This window comes from Micromonospora sp. DH14 (genome assembly GCF_029809455.1).
Lineage (GTDB): Bacteria > Actinomycetota > Actinomycetes > Mycobacteriales > Micromonosporaceae > Micromonospora > Micromonospora parva.
In genome coordinates this window covers 160,747-178,072 of record NZ_JARVKT010000002.1, presented here as the reverse complement: position 1 = coordinate 178,072, position 17,326 = coordinate 160,747, and the positions used below count along the sequence as shown (strand labels likewise).

Here is a 17,326-nt window from a genome sequence, read left to right as displayed (position 1 = left end):
ACGAGGGCGGCGAAACCGGACAGCGGGTCGTAAGCGGGAAACCTCGGAGAGGGCGGCATCGTGACACATCACAGTAACCACGACAGCACCCACCGCACGGCAGTCCGTAGACTGTGCCCGTGCCGATCGACCGCGATACCACCAAGCCAGCCGGAGCGCCGCCCCAGGCCCGCACCGGCGCCGTGGGCTCGCCCGCCCGCCCGATCAGCGTGAGCGTGACTGCGGGGGCCGCCGGGAGCGCCGGAGATCCGCTGCGGGCCAACCTCGCCCTGATGGCCCCGGGCACCGCCCTGCGCGACGGTCTGGAGCGCATCCTGCGGGGTCGCACGGGTGCGCTCATCGTGCTCGGCTACGACAAGGTGGTCGAGGGCCTGTGCACCGGTGGTTTCCCGCTGGACGTGGAGTTCTCCGCGACCCGGGTCCGCGAGCTGTGCAAGATGGACGGCGCCGTTGTGCTCTCCAGCGACGGCACCAGGATCGTCCGGGCCGCCGTGCACCTGATGCCTGACCCGTCCATCCCGACCGAAGAGTCCGGCACCCGGCACCGCACCGCCGAGCGGGTGGCCCGCCAGACCGGCTATCCGGTCATCTCGGTCAGCCAGTCCATGCGGATCATCAGCCTCTACGTCAACGGCCAACGGCACGTGCTCGACGACTCGGCGGCCATCCTCTCCCGCGCCAACCAGGCGCTCGCCACCCTGGAGCGCTACAAGCTCCGGCTGGACGAGGTCTCCGGCACGCTCTCCGCCCTGGAGATCGAGGATCTGGTCACCGTGCGCGACGCGGTGGCAGTGGTGCAGCGACTGGAGATGGTTCGCCGGATCGCCGACGAGATCGCCGGCTACGTCGTGGAGCTGGGCACCGACGGCCGTCTGCTCGCCCTGCAACTCGACGAGCTGATGGCCGGCGTGGACGCCGACCGGACCTTGGTCATCCGGGACTACCTCCCGGTCGGCCGCAAGTCCCGCACCCTGGACGAGGCTCTTGTCGAGCTGGACCTGCTCGGTGCCACCGAGCTGATCGACCTGGTGTCGGTCGCCAAGGCGATCGGCTACCCGGCCGCGTCCGACGCGCTCGACGCCGCGGTCAGTCCGCGCGGCTTCCGACTGCTGGCCAAGGTGCCCCGGCTCCCGGTGGCAGTGGTCGACCGCCTGGTGCTGCACTTCGGCAGCCTCCAACGGCTGCTCGGCGCGACGGTGGAGGACCTGCAAGCCGTCGAAGGGGTCGGCGACGCCCGGGCCCGTGGCGTCCGTGAAGGGCTGTCCCGGCTCGCCGAGGCATCCATCCTGGAACGCTACGTCTGAGCGGGCTCAGCCGGTGACGGTCAGCTTCACCGGCTCGCTGAGCTTCGTGCCGACCCGGGCGAACACCTGGTACGACCCGACCGGCGCGAACGGCCCGCCGGCCAGCGCACCGTCGCAGCGGCTGGTGTCCCGCCCGTTCCACGGCACCTCGTAGGAGCGCACGAAGCCCGGCGTGAAGGACTGCGGGTCCGAGCCCTGGACCTTGCCGCAGGTGTCCGACGACCAGACCTTCTCGGCACCGGACTTGATGAAGATCTCCTGCAGGTCGGCGCCGACGTTGCGACTGCACGTCCGGTCCGACGTGTTCTTGATCTTCAGTTGCAGCTCGACCACCGCGCCGCGTTGCACCGAGGTCTGGCTCGCCGACGCGACGACGCTGATCTCTCCGTCGGTGCAGGTGCCGTCGTCCTGCGAACCGGCCGCCGCGCCCAACGGCGGGGTGTTGCTGGTGATCGCCGGGCTCGGAGTCGTCGCAGCCGAATCAGCGGGCGCGGGCGGTGACGGAGATCCGGTCTGCGGTGTCAGCACCGGCCCGCCGGGATCAGACGTCGCGGTGGACGTCGCCGACGGGGTGCCTCCCGCCGTCGGCTTCTGACCGCCGGAACGATCCGAACCGGTGCACGAGTAGAGCAGGACAATCAGGAACAGAAACCCCGCTCCGAGTACGACGGCGCGACGCCGCCAGTACACGGCGGGTGGCAGGGGGCCGACCGTCAGACGCATGATGCCCTCCACCGTAGCCGCGCCGTACCCGGCAGTGCGGCGCGACGCGCCGGAACCGATTCGAGGGGCATGCCCCACCGTCCACCGAGGACGGTAGACGCACCGGTCACAGGTAGACCTTGCGCTGATAGATCGCGTGCGCACCGGCCACCCGGTCCAGGAAGAGCAGCCCCGCGCAGTGGTCGATCTCGTGCTGCAACGCCCGAGCCTCGAAGCCGTCGGTCACCAACCTGACCGGCTCGCCACTGCCCGGCAGGTCACCCTCCACCACCAGCCGGCTGGCCCGCTTCACGTCACCGGTCAGGTCCGGCACCGACATGCAGCCCTCCCGGCCCGGCTTCCACCGGGTCGCCTCGACCACCCGCGCGTTGCACAGCACGAAGGTGCCGTGCACCGTCACCGCCTTCGGATGCCCGGTCACGTCGACAGCGAAGACCCGAGCGCCCACCCCGACCTGCGGTGCGGCCAGCCCGACGCAGCCCGGTGAGACCTTCATCGTGGCGACCAGGTCGGCCGCCAACTGGACCGTCTCCGCGGCGGTGGGATCGACCTCGTCCGAGGCCCGGCTCAACACCGCATGCGGGGCGGACACCACCGGCCGCACCACGCCGGGCACCGCCAGCGAGTCCGGCGTCCAGTCACCCAGACCGGTGTACGCCTCGACGTCCGGCACGCGTTCGTCGCCCGTCACAGCAGATCCGGGTCCGCCGGCCGGAGGGTGACCTCCACGCCCAGCTCGACAGCCGTCCGGTGCAGCCGGTCGACCAGAGTGTCCGCCACCCCGGCCGGCAACTCGACCTCCGCCAGGACCACGTAGAGCTCACCGGTCAACCGGGTGCTCAGGTCGGTGACATTCCCCCCGGCGTCCACCAGCACCCGGGTCATCGCCGCGACGATCCCCATCCGGTCCGAACCGTGCACCGCCATCACGTACGGCTCACCGGCCGGCGGCACGTCGCCGTCCGGGGTGACCGCGCGTACCGTCGCCAGCAGCTGACCCTCGGCGGTCAGCGACGCCAGTGCGGCCTCGACCTCGGCGGCGGTCGGGCCGGTGCAGATGAGGGTCATCGCGAAATGCCCCCGCAGCCGCGTCATCGTGCTGTCGGTGAGGTTCGCGCCCAGTCGGGCCAGCACCTCCGCGACGTCGGCCACGATGCCCGGCCGGTCCCGACCGATGACGGTGATCGCGAGCTCGTTCATCCGGGCATTCTCCCCCGTCCGCCGGACGACGACGTGGCACCCCGCCCGAGCCGCCCACCCAACGGGAACGCCGGGCGTGACATCATCGACGACGCCATGACTCAACCCGACTTCGCCACAGTGGTCAGCCGATGGTTCCAGCAGCACGCCCGGGACCTGCCGTGGCGCGAGCCCGGTGCCACCCCGTGGGCCATCCTGGTCAGCGAGGTCATGCTTCAGCAGACACCAGTCGTGCGGGTGGTGCCGGCCTGGCAGGCGTGGCTGGCACGCTGGCCGGAGCCGGCCGCGCTGGCGGCGGACACCCCCGCCGAGGCGATCCGGATGTGGGGACGCCTCGGCTACCCCCGTCGGGCGGTGCGGCTACGCGAATGCGCGGTAGCGATCGTCGACCGGCACGCCGGCCAGGTGCCGGACCGGCTGGAGCACCTGCTGGCACTGCCCGGCGTCGGCACCTACACCGCGCGGGCGGTGGCCGCCTTCGCGTACGGGCAGCGGCACCCGGTGGTCGACACCAACGTACGCCGGGTCGTGTGCCGTGCGGTGGCCGGTGAACCGGACGCCGGGCCGGTCACCCGACCCGCCGACCTGGTCGCCACCGAAGAACTGCTCCCACTGGAACCGGCAGCGGCAGCGCTGGCCAGTGCCGCGTTCATGGAACTGGGAGCGGTGATCTGCACCGCCCGGTCGCCACGCTGCACGGCCTGCCCCGTCGAGTCGACCTGCGCCTGGCGGGCGTCCGGTCAGGAGGCACCGGTGGGGCCGACCCGTCGACCCCAGCGGTACGCGGGCACCGACCGACAGGTACGCGGCCTGCTGCTCGGCGTGTTGCGGGACAGCACCGGGCCGGTCCCGCACCAGCGGCTGGACCAGGTCTGGACCGACGACGTGCAGCGTGCCCGCGCCCTCGCCGGCCTGGTGCAGGACGGGCTGGTCGAGCCCGCCGGCACCGACTCCTTCCGCCTGGTCGGTGACGGCCCCTCCCTGCCAACCGCCGACCTCACGGCCTGACCCGTCCAAGTTCGCGCTCGATCCAGGATGCAGTGGCATCCGCCGCGCCTGATGCCACTGCATCCTGGATGTTGTGCGATCCTGCGGGCGGAAGCGCTCCACCGGGCGAGGCCACCGCCGAGCGGGCGGGTGCGACGGGTCGGGCGGTCCTGGAGGGTGGTCGGCCGGGCGGCTGCGGGGCGGCGGCTGTTGTCTGTGCGGGTTACGCACGAACGGCGGGGCCCCGGTGGCTCGCGCCACCGGGGCCCCGCCCCTTGCCGGTTGTGCTACTCGTCCACGCCTGCGGCGGCGGTGCCAGCGGCAGTGCCACCGAGATCGGCCGGGACGGCGTCCGGAACCTCGACCGGCTTGTCCGAGCCCCGGAAGACGAGCTTGGACTTGTCGATGTCGTCCGGGTCACCCTCGCAGTCGACCACCACGATCTGACCGGGGGTCAGCTCGTTGAACAGGATCCGCTCGGAGAGGTTGTCCTCGATGTCGCGCTGGATCGTGCGACGCAGCGGACGGGCACCGAGCACCGGGTCGAAGCCCTTCGCGGCCAGGTACTTCTTGGCGTTGTCGGTCAGCTCCAGACCCATGTCCTTGTTCCGCAGCTGGCCCTCGATCCGCTGGATCATGATGTCCACGATCGAGAGGATCTCGGTCTGACGCAGCTGGTGGAAGACGATGGTGTCGTCGATCCGGTTGAGGAACTCAGGCCGGAAGTGCTGCTTGAGCTCGTCGTTGACCTTCTGCTTCATCCGGTCGTAGTTGGACTCGGAGTCCTCCGACTGCTGGAAGCCCAGCGACACCGCCTTGGCGACGTCTCGGGTGCCCAGGTTGGTGGTCAGGATGATGACCGTGTTCTTGAAGTCCACGATCCGACCCTGACCGTCGGTGAGCCGACCGTCTTCGAGGATCTGCAGGAGCGTGTTGAACACGTCCGGGTGGGCCTTCTCGATCTCGTCGAAGAGGACCACCGAGAACGGCCGACGCCGCACCTTCTCGGTCAGCTGCCCGCCCTCGTCGTAACCGACGTAGCCGGGAGGGGCACCCACGAGCCGGGAGACCGTGTAACGGTCGTGGAACTCGGACATGTCCAGCTGGATGAGGGCGTCCTCGCTGCCGAAGAGGAACTCGGCGAGCGCCTTGGACAGCTCGGTCTTACCGACACCGGACGGGCCGGCGAAGATGAACGAGCCCGACGGGCGCTTCGGGTCCTTCAGGCCGGCCCGGGTACGCCGGATCGCCTTCGAGACCGCCTTGACCGCGTCCTCCTGGCCGATGACGCGCTTGTGCAGCTCGTCCTCCATGCGCAGCAGGCGCGAGGTCTCCTCCTCGGTCAACTTGTAGACCGGGATGCCGGTCCAGTTGCCGAGCACCTCGGCGATCTGCTCGTCGTCAACCTCGCTGACGACGTCCAGGTCACCGGCCTTCCACTCCTTCTCCCGCTGAGCCTTCTGGCCGAGCAGCTGCTTCTCCTTGTCGCGCAGCTGGGCGGCGCGCTCGAAGTCCTGCGCGTCGATCGCGGACTCCTTGTCGCGACGCACCTGGGCGATGCGCTCGTCGAAGTCACGCAGGTCTGGCGGCGCGGTCATCCGGCGGATCCGCATCCGGGCACCGGCCTCGTCGATCAGGTCGATCGCCTTGTCCGGCAGGAAGCGGTCGGAGATGTACCGGTCGGCCAGGGTCGCGGCGGCCACGAGCGCCGCGTCGGTGATGCTCACCCGGTGGTGGGCCTCGTACCGGTCGCGCAGACCCTTGAGGATCTCGATGGTGTGGGCCAGCGACGGCTCACCCACCTGGATCGGCTGGAACCGGCGCTCGAGAGCGGCGTCCTTCTCCAGGTGCTTGCGGTACTCGTCGAGGGTGGTGGCACCGATGGTCTGGAGCTCACCACGGGCCAGCATCGGCTTGAGGATGCTGGCGGCGTCGATGGCGCCCTCGGCGGCACCCGCACCGACCAGGGTGTGGATCTCGTCGATGAAGAGGATGATGTCGCCGCGGGTGCGGATCTCCTTGAGCACCTTCTTGAGACGCTCCTCGAAGTCACCGCGGTAGCGGGAACCGGCGACCAGCGCACCGAGGTCGAGCGTGTAGAGCTGCTTGTCCTTGAGGGTCTCGGGCACCTCGCCCTTGATGATCTTCTGGGACAGCCCCTCCACCACGGCGGTCTTACCGACGCCGGGCTCACCGATCAGGACCGGGTTGTTCTTGGTACGGCGGGAGAGCACCTGCATGACCCGCTCGATTTCCTTCTCGCGCCCGATGACCGGGTCGAGCTTGCCCTCGCGGGCGGCCTGGGTCAGGTTGCGGCCGAACTGGTCCAGCACGAGGCTGGTCGACGGCGCGGCCTCACCCGGCGCGGCGCCCGCCGCGGCGGGCTCCTTGCCCTGGTAGCCGGAGAGCAGCTGGATCACCTGCTGGCGGACCCGGTTGAGGTCGGCGCCGAGCTTGACCAGCACCTGGGCGGCGACGCCCTCGCCCTCACGGATCAGCCCGAGCAGGATGTGCTCAGTGCCGATGTAGTTGTGGCCGAGCTGCAGCGCCTCGCGCAGCGACAGCTCCAGCACCTTCTTCGCCCGCGGCGTGAACGGGATGTGCCCGCTCGGCGCCTGCTGGCCCTGGCCGATGATCTCCTCGACCTGCTGGCGGACGCCCTCCAGGGAGATGCCGAGGCTCTCCAGGGCCTTAGCCGCGACGCCTTCACCTTCGTGGATCAGGCCCAGCAGGATGTGTTCCGTACCGATGTAGTTGTGGTTGAGCATCCGGGCCTCTTCTTGGGCCAGGACGACAACCCGTCGCGCTCGGTCGGTGAACCGCTCGAACATGCCCTCGTGCTCCTCACGTGCCGTGCGCCTTGATGGTCAAGATCTTGGCGGGGCCGGTGCACGAACGTCCAGGACGGGCGTCCGTGCCTCCTTACTCTATCGTCGCTGACCGACTCAGCTGAGGTCGTGTGTCTCCGGTCTGGGTCAGTTCCACGTCGTTTTGAACAACCGTCCGCGCTCAGGAGGTGTTCCGGTAGCCCTGTCGCTACGCGCAGAGCGAAATCCGACTGGCGCCACCGAAGCCCGATCCGGGGTCCGGAAGCGCTCCCGGAGGCTCCGGGCGGCCGGACCGGCGGTCGCGACAAGCGTCGCGCCGGGCCGTGGGGAGGTTGTCCACAGGTTGTGGACAGCTGATCCACTGGTTGTGGACAACGACGGTCGGCCCGGATTGCTTCCCGGCCCGGACCGGACCCGACGACGCCGCACCGAGCGGCCACCGCGACGCCAGCGGCGAAACGGCCAACTCACCCCGAACGGGCACACCACGCCATATCCCGGATACGGCGACGCCGGCCCGGAGAACTCCTCCGGCCCGGCGTCGGTGTCGCCTGCGGTGGCGGCTGGCCACCACGCTGCTGACGGGTCAGCGCTTCGCGTGGAACTCGTCCACGATCTCCTGGGGGATACGACCCCGGTCCGAGATGTCCTTGCCGGCCTTCTTGGCCCACTCCCGGATCGCCTTGTTCTGTTCCCGATCCGCGGTCGCGCCACCGCGACCGCGGGCGGCCCGCCCACCGATCACGACACCACCACGGCCGACCTTGGTGCCGGCGCCAACGTACGCGGCAAATGCATCACGCAATTTCGCGGCGTTGGCGCTCGACAGGTCGATCTCGTACTGAACGCCGTCGAGGGCGAACTTGACGGTCTCGTCCGCGTCCCCGCCGTCCAGGTCATCGACCAGCTTGTGAATGATCTGCTTGGCCACGTCCCACATTCCTTTCGAGCAGGGCGCTCCTGCTAACTAGAGCACAATAACCCCCGCGCCGCTCGTCGCGTCAATAGGACCCCGTTACGGCCCGCCGTGAGCTCCGGCCGGGACTACTCCTGGCGGACCAAGGGGAAGAGGATCGTTTCCCGAATTCCGAGGCCGGTCAGCGCCATCAACAGCCGGTCGATTCCCATTCCCATACCGCCGGCCGGCGGCATTCCATACTCCATCGCCCGAAGAAAGTCCTCATCGAGACGCATCGCCTCGTCGTCGCCACGGGCGGCCAACTGCGCCTGGGCGACCAGCCGCTCCCGCTGCACGATCGGGTCGACCAGCTCGGAGTACCCGGTGCCCAACTCGAAGCCGAGCACGTAGAGGTCCCACTTCTCGGCCAACCCCGGCTCGCTGCGGTGGCCCCGGGTGAGCGGGCTGGTCTCCTCCGGGTAGTCCCGGACGAAGGTGGGCGCCTCCAGGCCGGGAACGACGAGCTCCTCGAACAACTCCTCGGCCAGCTTGCCCGGGCCCCACTTCGGGTCCACGGCCAATCCGACCTTGTCCGCGTACTCCACCAGGCGGGAGCGTTCGGTGCGGACGGTGACCTCCTCGCCCAGCGCTTCGGAAAGCACACCGAACAACGTCACGGACCGCCACTCGCCGCCCAGGTCGAACTCTCGACCGTCGGCGTGGGTCACCACCGTCGAGCCGCTCACCGCGATCGCCGCCTGTTGCACGAGATTACGGGTCAACTCGCCGATCGTGTCGTAGTCGCCGTACGCCTGGTACGTCTCCAGCATCGCGAACTCCGGCGAGTGCGAAGAGTCGACACCCTCATTACGGAAGTTGCGGTTGATCTCGAAGACGCGGTCGACGCCGCCGACCACAGCGCGCTTGAGAAACAGTTCGGGAGCGATTCGCAGATACAGATCGGTGTTCAACGCATTGCTGTGGGTCACGAACGGTCGAGCCGTCGCGCCGCCATGCAGCAGTTGCAACATCGGCGTTTCCACCTCGATGAAGCCCTGCCCGTGCAGTGAATCGCGCAGACTGCGTACGGCGGCGGCCCGGGTACGCACCATCTCCCGTGCCTGCGGCCGGACAATCAGGTCGACGTAACGCTGCCGGACGCGCGCCTCCTCGGACAGCGGCTTGTGGGCCACCGGCAACGGTCGCAGCGCCTTCGCCGTCATCTCCCAGTGCTGGGCCAACACCGACAGCTCACCCCGGCGGCTGGTGATCACCTCACCGGTGACGCCGACGTGGTCGCCGAGGTCGACCAGGCGCTTCCACGCCTCCAGCCGCTCCGGCCCGACCCGGTCCAGCGAGAGCATCGCCTGCAACTCGGTGCCGTCGCCGTCCCGCAGGGTCGCGAAGCAGAGCTTGCCGGTGTTGCGTACGAAGATCACCCGGCCGGTGACAGCGACCTGGTCGCCGGTCGCGGTGTCGGTCGGCAGGTCGGCGTAGGCCGCCCGGACCTGCGCCAGGGTGGTGGTGCGGGGGAAGCCGACCGGGTAGGGCTCGACACCCTCGGCGAGCATCCGGTCCCGCTTCTCCCGGCGGACCTTCATCTGCTCGGGAAGGTCGTCGGCGGGGTCCACTGGCACGGGGTTCTGCTCGCTCACGGCACGCTTCCTCGTCACGATGACTACGGGGGGTCAGGCCCGAGCGTACTCAAGCGCTCAGGTGGCTGTTACCGGATAACCTGCCCGTCATGGCGGATCACACTCACGCCCTGTCCTTCGGCGTCGCAGCGAGTGACTATGACCGCTTTCGGCCACGTTATCCCGAAGCTGCGGTCCGCTGGGCCCTCGGCGGGCTGCGGGCGGGCCAGGTGGTGGATCTCGCGGCCGGCACCGGCATCCTGACCCGCGCCGCGCTGGCCCTGGGCCACCAGGTCGTACCGGTCGAGCCCGATCCGGGGATGCGGGCGCAACTCGCCGTCAGCACCCCGGGCACGACGGCGCTGGCGGGCACCGCCGAGGCCCTGCCGCTGCCCGACTCGGCCGCGGACGCGGTGCTGGTGGGCACGGCGTACCACTGGTTCGACCGGGAGCCCGCGCACGCCGAGATCGCACGGGTGCTCCGTGGCGGTGGCACCTTCGCCCCCATGTGGAACATCCGGGACGACAGCGTCGACTGGGTGGCCGAGCTGGGTCGTATCGCCCACTTCGGCGACAACTCAGCCAGCCTGGGGGGCAACGACCACCCCGACTTCGGCCCCGCCTTCGACCCCATCGAGCGGCGCGAGTTCCGGCACCACAGCACGCTCACGCCGGACGAGCTGCGCGGCGTGGTCCGCACCCGTTCGTACTGGCTCACCGCCACCGCTGACGATCAACGGCGGGTCGAGCGGGAACTGACCGAACTCCTGAACACCCACCCCGCCCTCGCTGGCCGGGACACCATCGAGCTGCCGTACCGGACGCTGGTGCTTCGCGCCCGACGCCGCTGAGGCCCACCCGACGGCCGCCCCCGACGGCGGCCGGGGTCACCGGTTGCGCTCGTAGACCATCCGCAGGCCGATCAGCGTGATCATCGGCTCGTGGTGGGTGATGCTGCGACACTCGTTGATCACCAGGGAGGCGAGGCCGCCGGTGGCGATCACCGCCCGCACCTCGCCCAACTCCTCGGTCATCCGCTCGACGATCCGGTCCACCTGCCCGGCGAAGCCGAAGTACAGGCCGGCCTGGAGGCACTCCACGGTGTTCTTGCCGATCACCGAGCGGGGCTTGGTGGCCTCCACCTTGCGCAACTGCGCAGCCCGGGCGGCCAGCGCGTCGAAGGAGATCTCGATACCCGGGGCGAACGCGCCGCCCAGGAACTCACCGCGCTCGCTGATCACGTCGAAGTTGGTGGTGGTGCCGAAGTCCACGACGATCGACGGGCCGCCGTAGAGGGTGTACGCCGCCAGGGTGTTCACCACCCGGTCGGCGCCCACCTCCTTCGGGTTGTCGATCGCCAACTGCACGCCGGTCCGCACGCCCGGCTCGACGATGACGCTCGGCAGGTCGGCGTAGTAGCGGCCGAGCATGGTCCGCAGCGACCGCAACGCGGCCGGCACGGTGGAGCAGGCGGCCACGCCGGTGATCTCGACGTTGTCCCCGGCGAGCAGCCCTCGGAACATCAGACCCAGCTCGTCCGCCGTCGAGCGGGCGTCGGTCTTGATCCGCCAGGAGTGCACCAGCTTGTCGCCCTCGAAGGTCGCCAGCACGGTGTTGGTGTTTCCGATGTCGATGCAGAGCAGCACGCACGCAGCCTAGACAACTAGTCGGTACGCAGGTCCATCGCGATGTCCAGGATCGGCGACGAGTGTGTCAACGCGCCCACCGAGAGGAAGTCCACGCCGGTGGCCGCGTACCGGCCGGCCACCTCCAGGGTCAGCCCACCGGTCGCCTCCAGCTCCGCCCGGTCACCCACCGCGGCCACCGCCTCGGCCAGCGCCTCCGGCGTCATGTTGTCGCAGAGCAGGAAGTTCGCCCCGGCCTCCACCGCCTCCACCGCCTCGTCGACACTGGTCACCTCGACCTGCACCGGCACCTCCGGGAACGCCTCCCGGACCCGCCGGTAGGCCGCCGTGATGCCCCCGGCCGCCAGCTTGTGGTTGTCCTTGATCATGGCGACGTCGTAGAGGCCCATCCGCTTGTTGGTGCCACCGCCCGCCCGCACCGCGTACTTCTCCAGAGCCCGCAGGCCCGGCGTCGTCTTGCGGGTGTCCAACACCATCGCCTTCGTGCCGGCCAGCGCGTCCGCCCAGGCCCGGGTGTGGGTGGCCACCCCGGACATCCGGCAGAGCAGGTTGAGCGCCGTCCGCTCGGCCGTCAGCAGCAACCGGGTCGGGCCGGTCACTGTCGCCAGCACGTCACCGCGGGCCACCCGCTCACCGTCGCGGGCCAGCACCGACACCTCGACGGTACGACCGAAGCCCGTCACGTCACCCACCAGCTCGAACACGGCGGCGGCCACCGCCATCCCGGCCAACACCCCGTCCGCGCGGGCCACCAGATCGGCCGTGTCGGTCTGCTCCGCCGGAATGGTGGCCACGCTGGTGACGTCCAGGAAGTCCGGGCCCAGATCCTCGACCAGCGCGCCCTCGATCACCTGCCGCACCTGTGCCGGGTCCAGCCCGGCCGCCTGCAACGCCACCACCGTCGGCCCCGTCAACGCCATCTCCGTCGCGCTCACTGTGAACTCCCCTCCCACTGCTGCGTCACCCGGCCCTGCGCCCCGACCGCCCCGACGAGATGGCCCAGCCACCGTTCGTCGGCCGTCGGAAAGTCCTCCCGCCAGTGGCAGCCCCGGGTCTCACCACGGGCGTACGCGGCGGCGACCAGCGTCGACGCCACGGTCAGCAGGTTCGTCGCCTCCCAGTCGGCGGTGCGCGGGCGACCCCGGGCGACACCCAGCTCGGTCAACGTCCCGGCCGTCTCTTCCAGCGTCGCCGCGGATCGGAGCACCCCGGCCCCCCGGGTCATCGCCCGTTGCAGGGTCGGCGTCACCTCCGCCGGCAGCACCCAGCCCGTACCGCCACGCCAGGCGCCGACGTCCGCCGGCTGGGCCTGCTCGGGCAGGCCGGCCGCGATGTCCTCGGCGATCCGTCGGGAGAAGACCAGCCCCTCCAGCAGCGAGTTGCTGGCCAGCCGGTTCGCGCCGTGCACGCCGGTGCAGGCCACCTCGCCGCAGGCGTACAGGCCGGGGATGGAGGTACGGCCGCGCAGGTCGGTCCGGACCCCACCGGAGGCGTAGTGGGCGGCCGGCGCCACCGGGATCAGGTCGGTCGCCGGGTCCACGCCGATCGCCAGGCAGGACGCCACGATGGTGGGGAACCGACCGGCCAGGAAGTCGCCGCCCAGGTGCCGCGCGTCGAGGAAGACGTGGTCCGCCCCGGTGGCCACCAACACCCGGTGGATGCCCTTGGCCACCACGTCCCGGGGGGCCAGCTCGGCCAACTCGTGCTGGCCCACCATGAACCGCTTGCCGTCCGCGTCCACCAGGTACGCGCCCTCGCCGCGCAACGCCTCGGAGACCAGCGGCTGCTGCGCGTGCCCGGCCCCGGGCACCCCCGCACCGGCCGGGGTGATCAGGGCGGTCGGGTGGAACTGGACGAACTCCACGTCGGTCACCGCCGCGCCGGCCCGCAGCGCCAGCGCCACCCCGTCACCCGTGGAGACCGCCGGGTTGGTGGTGGCCGAGAAGACCTGCCCCATTCCGCCGGTGGCGAGCACCACCGCGCGGGCCAGCAGCGCGCCGACGCCGTCCTCGCTGCCCTCGCCCAACACGTGCAGGGTGATCCCGCACGCCGGGCCGAGCCCGTCCGGGCCGTCGCCGGGCGCGCGCAGCAGGTCCAGCACGAGGGCGTGCTCGACCAGCCGTATCCACGGGTCGCGCTGCACGGCGGCGTGCAGGGCACGCTGCACCTCCGCGCCGGTGGCGTCCCCGCCGGCGTGCACGATCCGGTCCGCCCGGTGCCCGCCCTCGCGGGTCAACATCAACGAGCCGTCCGGGTGTCTGTCGAACTCGGCGCCGATCCGCATCAGCTCACGCAGCCGGGTCGGGCCCTCCTCGACCAGCACCCGGACCGCCGCCGGGTCGCACAGCCCGACCCCGGCGACCTCGGTGTCCCGGGCATGCGCCGCCGGGGAGTCGGCCGGGTCGAGCACGGCGGCGATGCCGCCCTGCGCCCAGCGGGTCGAGCCATCGTCGATGTTGACCTTGGTGACCACCGTGACGTGCAGACCCGCCTCGCGCAGGTGCAGCGCCGCGGTCAACCCGGCCACGCCGGAACCCACCACGATCACGTCGGTGGTCTCCACCCAGCCGGGCGCGGGCGCGGCCAGCAGCGTGGGCAGGGCAGGCAGGTCGACGGTCGGGAAACGCATTCCCCCAGTCAACCCGAACCGTCCTCGCCCGGGGCGGCGGGGGCGGGACGAGTGGTTTGGGCGACGCCGTCCGGCGCCCGCCGCCCCGCGCCGACCGTCAGGCCACTGTCACTTCGTCCGCACCGGCAGACCCGCCGGGCCCGCGCCCTTGAGGGAGGCGGTCACCGTACGGTCGCTGAGCCACAGATAGCAGCGGACCCCCCGATCACCGACCTTCCAGCGCCCCGCCCCCGGCGGTCGGACCACCACACCGCTGCGGAAACGCAGCTCGGCGTTGTCCGGTACAGCCGCGTACCGGGCGAGGACGCTGCGGCAACCCGTGTAGAGCGGCAGCCAGTCGGCGTCCCGGGTCGGGTACGCCCGATCCGGTGCGCGCCACACCCCGACGAACTCCGCGTCGTGCTGTGCGCCGCACTCCACCGGGATCAACGTCTGCACCCCCCGGCCGGCGCCCGCGCGGGTCCGCTGGCAACCCAGGCGCAGCGCGGTGGGCCCCTTCAAGGCGTCCCGCAGACTGCCCGACCGGACCACCACGGTGGCCGCCGCCTCGACAGTGGTCAGCTCGGTGACGTCACAGCGGAACCACCGGGAACCCGCCGCCCAGCCCTGCCCGTTGGGCAGCGCCACTGACAGCCGCAGCCGACCCGACCGCCAGTCGTCACCCAGGTAGCCGGCCGCCCGGGTGTCGCACTCGGCGAACGCGCCGCGCAACTCCGTCGAACCACCCGCCGGGGCGGTCGTCCGCTCGACCGGGAAAGCCCCCACGTGCACGGTCTCCAGCCGGTGCGGGCCGGTGCAGTCCACCGGCTGGTAGCTGGCCAGGCTGACCAGGTCGGTGAAGTCGGCGGCGTGACACACGCCGGCTGCCGGGGTGAACGCCGACGGCGCCGGCAGGGCCGCCCAGTCGTCGGTCAGATCACCGTCCAGGCCGTCGGACCCGGCACAGCCCACCAGCAGCGCCGCCGCGGCAACAGCGGCGAACAGGGTCGTCATGGCACGGCGCATCGCGGCCTCCCCCAGCCACCGACCGGCTTCCGCCAGCGCGCCCAGGGTAACCGGAAATGACAGTCCGGTGACAGACCGGAATCGTGGTACCCGGGATCAGACTCCGGACACGGCCAACGGGCTGGGCACCGGGTTCCCGGCCGTGCCGGCTGCCGCCGCAGCCGGGTCGGCACCCAACTCGATCACCCGGTTGTCGGCGTCGACGTGCACCACCCGGGGCCGGTACGACCGGGCCTCGGCGTCGTCCATCTGCCCGTACGAGATCAGGATGACCAGGTCACCGGGGTGCACCAGGTGCGCGGCGGCACCGTTGATGCCGATCACGCCGCTGCCCCGCTCGCCCGGGATCACGTACGTCTCCAGCCGGGCGCCATTGGTGATGTCCACGATTGCGACCTGCTCGCCGGGGAGCAGGTCGGCGGCGTCGAGCAGGTCCTCGTCCACCGTCACCGAACCGACGTAGTGCAGGTCGGCCTGGGTCACCGTGGCTCGGTGGATCTTCGACTTGAGCATGGTCCGCAACATCGAGGTGGCCTTTCGCGGGATTGGTGGAGGGTGGTGCGGCCGGGTCAGGGGCGCGGGGCGAGGTGGATCGCCGCATTGTCGATCAACCGGGTGGCACCCACCCAGGCGGCGATCACCAACCGGGCCGGCCCGGACACCGGTCCCGGTTCCAGGTCGGGGTCGGTGAGCACCAGGTAGTCGAGGCGGGCACCGGGCGCACCGGCACCGAACGCGGCGTGCGCCGCGGTCAGCACCGCCCCCGCGTCCCGACCGTCGTCGGCGGCCCGCGCACCGGCCCGCAACGCGGCGGACAGGCTCAGCGCGGCGGCCCGCTCCGACTCGCTCAGGTAGCGGTTGCGGCTGGACAGGGCCAGCCCGTCCGGCTCGCGGACGGTCGGCACGCCGACCACCTCGACCGGCACGTCCAGGTCGCGGGCCATCCGCCGGACCAGGGTCAGCTGCTGGTAGTCCTTCTCGCCGAAGAACGCCAGGTCCGGCCGGGTGAGCTGGAGCAACTTCAGCACCACGGTGAGCACGCCGTGGAAGAAGCCGGGACGGCTAGCCCCCTCCAGCTCAGCGCCGAGCGGACCCGGGTCGAGGCGGACCCGGGGCTGCCCGTCCGGGTACATGTCCGCCACCGACGGGGCGAAGACCAGATCGGCGCCCGCCCGCCGGCACACCTCCAGGTCGGCGTCGAGGGTGCGCGGGTAGCGGTCGAAGTCCTCGTTCGGGCCGAACTGCAACGGGTTCACGAAGATCGTCACCAGCACGTGGTCGGCCTGTTCCCGGGCCGCGCGCAGCAGCGTCTCGTGCCCGGAGTGCAGCGCACCCATGGTCATCACCACCCCGACCGTGCCCTTCAGCCCGGCCCGGGCCTCGGCCAACTCGGCCCGCGTGTGAACCACCTGGGTCATGCCGCCACCTCCCGACCGCTGTCGGCCAGCACACCGAGCAGCGACTGTGCGTCCACCGGCCGGAGGCGGCCGGCGGCGATCGCCCGGTCGGCGGTACGACGGGCCAACGCCAGGTACGCGGGGACGGACTCCGGCGCGGTGGCCGCCAACCGGTCCAGGTGCCGCCGTACGGTGCCCGCGTCGCCACGGGAGACCGGGCCGGTCAACGCGTCGTCGCCGAGCCGCAGCGCGTTCTCCAGGGCGGCCCGCAGCAGCGGGGCGAGCACCTTCTCCGGCCGGGACACCCCGGCGTCGCGCAACCGGTCGGTCGCCTCGTTGACCAGGGTCACCAGGTGGTTCGCGCCGTGGGCCAACGCGGCGTGGTAGAGCGGGCGGTCCGACTCGGCCACCCACTCGGGCACGCCGCCGAGGTCGGCGACCAGCCGGGCGGCCAGCGGGCGCAACTCCGCCGGGGCGGTCACCCCGTACGAGATGCCGTCGAGGCGGGGCAGGTCGTCCGGCGTACCGGTGAAGGTCATCGCGGGGTGCAGGGCGAGCGGGCGGGCTCCGGCCGAGACGGCCGCCCCTAGCACGGCCAGCCCGTGCGCTCCCGAGGTGTGCGCGACGATCTGGCCCTGGTGCAGCGCACCCCGCTGGGCGAGATCGGCCACCACAGCGGCCAGCCGGTCGTCCGGTACCGCGATGAGCAGCAGGTCAGTGGCGGCGTGGGCCACCGCGGCGGCCGGGCGGCGGGGCACCTCGGGCAGCAGCAGGGCGAGGCGGGCGCGGCTGGCTCCGGAGCTGCCGGAGACGGCAGCCACCCGGTGCCCGGCGGCGGCGAGCGCGGCACCCAGCACGGCACCGACGCGGCCCGCTCCGACGACACCGACGGTGAGCAGACGGGAGGTGGCGCGGGCGCCGGGAACGGCGCTGTCCCACGACGCGGCAGGCCCGGGTGGGGCGGCCGGACGCGGGCGCATCGGTGCGCTCATGTCGATGATCCAGTCCTCGAGAAGGGGTACCGGTCGATCGCAAGTATGCGCCCGGCCCGCCGAACCGGGACAAGGATGTGTGA

The 17,326-nt window shown here is 71.4% G+C and carries 16 protein-coding genes; 3 read left to right on the top strand and 13 right to left on the bottom strand.

The window, feature by feature from the left end; all coding sequences use genetic code 11:
* Nucleotides 1-119 precede the first annotated feature (119 nt).
* Entirely contained in the window at nt 120-1,304 is a 1,185-nt protein-coding gene (gene disA / locus QCZ28_RS04970; protein WP_030327921.1) for a DNA integrity scanning diadenylate cyclase DisA, read from the top strand.
* Between the two features lie 6 nt (nt 1,305-1,310).
* On the opposite strand, the gene QCZ28_RS04965 is transcribed toward disA, so the two are convergent.
* From QCZ28_RS04965 to QCZ28_RS04955, 3 genes are all read right to left on the bottom strand, one after another.
* Nucleotides 1,311-2,027, bottom strand: coding sequence for a hypothetical protein (locus QCZ28_RS04965; RefSeq protein WP_279515421.1), 717 nt, complete (start codon nt 2,025-2,027; stop codon nt 1,311-1,313).
* Nucleotides 2,028-2,133: 106 nt separating this feature from the next.
* Entirely contained in the window at nt 2,134-2,700 is a 567-nt protein-coding gene (locus QCZ28_RS04960; RefSeq protein WP_279515575.1) for a peptide deformylase, read from the bottom strand.
* Between the two features lie 14 nt (nt 2,701-2,714).
* Entirely contained in the window at nt 2,715-3,227 is a 513-nt protein-coding gene (locus tag QCZ28_RS04955) for an ACT domain-containing protein (protein ID WP_279515420.1), read from the bottom strand.
* A gap of 96 nt (nt 3,228-3,323) precedes the next feature.
* Between QCZ28_RS04955 and QCZ28_RS04950 the strand changes: the two genes are divergently transcribed.
* On the top strand, nt 3,324-4,235 hold the full coding sequence (locus tag QCZ28_RS04950; protein ID WP_279515419.1) for an A/G-specific adenine glycosylase: 912 nt from the start codon (nt 3,324-3,326) through the stop codon (nt 4,233-4,235).
* A 266-nt stretch (nt 4,236-4,501) separates the two neighbouring features.
* On the opposite strand, the gene QCZ28_RS04945 is transcribed toward QCZ28_RS04950, so the two are convergent.
* The 3 genes from QCZ28_RS04945 to lysS form a co-directional block, all read right to left on the bottom strand.
* A complete protein-coding gene (locus tag QCZ28_RS04945; protein WP_030327930.1) occupies nt 4,502-7,045 on the bottom strand; it encodes an ATP-dependent Clp protease ATP-binding subunit in 2,544 nt (847 codons plus the stop codon).
* Between the two features lie 583 nt (nt 7,046-7,628).
* Entirely contained in the window at nt 7,629-7,973 is a 345-nt protein-coding gene (locus QCZ28_RS04940) for an Lsr2 family protein (RefSeq protein ID WP_081883668.1), read from the bottom strand.
* Between the two features lie 113 nt (nt 7,974-8,086).
* Complete coding sequence (gene lysS, locus QCZ28_RS04935; RefSeq protein ID WP_030327934.1) at nt 8,087-9,595, bottom strand: lysine--tRNA ligase; 1,509 nt, start codon at nt 9,593-9,595, stop codon at nt 8,087-8,089.
* Between the two features lie 89 nt (nt 9,596-9,684).
* Between lysS and QCZ28_RS04930 the strand changes: the two genes are divergently transcribed.
* Complete coding sequence (locus tag QCZ28_RS04930; RefSeq protein WP_279515418.1) at nt 9,685-10,425, top strand: class I SAM-dependent methyltransferase; 741 nt, start codon at nt 9,685-9,687, stop codon at nt 10,423-10,425.
* 36 nt (nt 10,426-10,461) lie between these two features.
* On the opposite strand, the gene QCZ28_RS04925 is transcribed toward QCZ28_RS04930, so the two are convergent.
* The 7 genes from QCZ28_RS04925 to QCZ28_RS04895 form a co-directional block, all read right to left on the bottom strand.
* Entirely contained in the window at nt 10,462-11,220 is a 759-nt protein-coding gene (locus QCZ28_RS04925; protein ID WP_279515417.1) for a type III pantothenate kinase, read from the bottom strand.
* A gap of 17 nt (nt 11,221-11,237) precedes the next feature.
* Nucleotides 11,238-12,140, bottom strand: a complete 903-nt coding sequence (gene nadC / locus QCZ28_RS04920) for a carboxylating nicotinate-nucleotide diphosphorylase (protein WP_279515574.1) — start codon at nt 12,138-12,140, stop codon at nt 11,238-11,240.
* A gap of 11 nt (nt 12,141-12,151) precedes the next feature.
* Nucleotides 12,152-13,849, bottom strand: coding sequence for an L-aspartate oxidase (locus tag QCZ28_RS04915; protein WP_279515416.1), 1,698 nt, complete (start codon nt 13,847-13,849; stop codon nt 12,152-12,154).
* Nucleotides 13,850-13,957: 108 nt separating this feature from the next.
* Nucleotides 13,958-14,854 (bottom strand): septum formation family protein, encoded by an 897-nt coding sequence (locus QCZ28_RS04910; RefSeq protein ID WP_279515415.1) that lies wholly within the window; start codon nt 14,852-14,854, stop codon nt 13,958-13,960.
* 96 nt (nt 14,855-14,950) lie between these two features.
* Nucleotides 14,951-15,379, bottom strand: a complete 429-nt coding sequence (gene panD, locus QCZ28_RS04905; protein ID WP_279515414.1) for an aspartate 1-decarboxylase — start codon at nt 15,377-15,379, stop codon at nt 14,951-14,953.
* 44 nt (nt 15,380-15,423) lie between these two features.
* Entirely contained in the window at nt 15,424-16,272 is an 849-nt protein-coding gene (panC, locus tag QCZ28_RS04900) for a pantoate--beta-alanine ligase (RefSeq protein ID WP_279515413.1), read from the bottom strand.
* Nucleotides 16,269-17,243 (bottom strand): DUF2520 domain-containing protein, encoded by a 975-nt coding sequence (locus QCZ28_RS04895; RefSeq protein WP_279515412.1) that lies wholly within the window; start codon nt 17,241-17,243, stop codon nt 16,269-16,271. The genes panC and QCZ28_RS04895 overlap by 4 nt, the downstream gene beginning before the upstream one ends.
* Nucleotides 17,244-17,326 lie beyond the last annotated feature (83 nt).

Excerpts from the sequence above, each read along its gene's own strand:
- QCZ28_RS04965 (WP_279515421.1), bottom strand. The coding sequence starts at position 2,027 with ATGCGTCTGACGGTCGGCCCCCTGCCACCCGCCGTGTACTGGCGGCGT.
- QCZ28_RS04955 (WP_279515420.1), bottom strand. The coding sequence starts at position 3,227 with ATGAACGAGCTCGCGATCACCGTCATCGGTCGGGACCGGCCGGGCATC.
- QCZ28_RS04950 (WP_279515419.1), top strand. The coding sequence starts at position 3,324 with ATGACTCAACCCGACTTCGCCACAGTGGTCAGCCGATGGTTCCAGCAG.
- QCZ28_RS04945 (WP_030327930.1), bottom strand. The coding sequence starts at position 7,045 with ATGTTCGAGCGGTTCACCGACCGAGCGCGACGGGTTGTCGTCCTGGCC.
- QCZ28_RS04930 (WP_279515418.1), top strand. The coding sequence starts at position 9,685 with ATGGCGGATCACACTCACGCCCTGTCCTTCGGCGTCGCAGCGAGTGAC.
- nadC (WP_279515574.1), bottom strand. The coding sequence starts at position 12,140 with ATGGCGTTGACGGGGCCGACGGTGGTGGCGTTGCAGGCGGCCGGGCTG.
- QCZ28_RS04915 (WP_279515416.1), bottom strand. The coding sequence starts at position 13,849 with ATGCGTTTCCCGACCGTCGACCTGCCTGCCCTGCCCACGCTGCTGGCC.
- QCZ28_RS04910 (WP_279515415.1), bottom strand. The coding sequence starts at position 14,854 with ATGCGCCGTGCCATGACGACCCTGTTCGCCGCTGTTGCCGCGGCGGCG.
- panD (WP_279515414.1), bottom strand. The coding sequence starts at position 15,379 with ATGTTGCGGACCATGCTCAAGTCGAAGATCCACCGAGCCACGGTGACC.
- panC (WP_279515413.1), bottom strand. The coding sequence starts at position 16,272 with ATGACCCAGGTGGTTCACACGCGGGCCGAGTTGGCCGAGGCCCGGGCC.
- QCZ28_RS04895 (WP_279515412.1), bottom strand. The coding sequence starts at position 17,243 with ATGAGCGCACCGATGCGCCCGCGTCCGGCCGCCCCACCCGGGCCTGCC.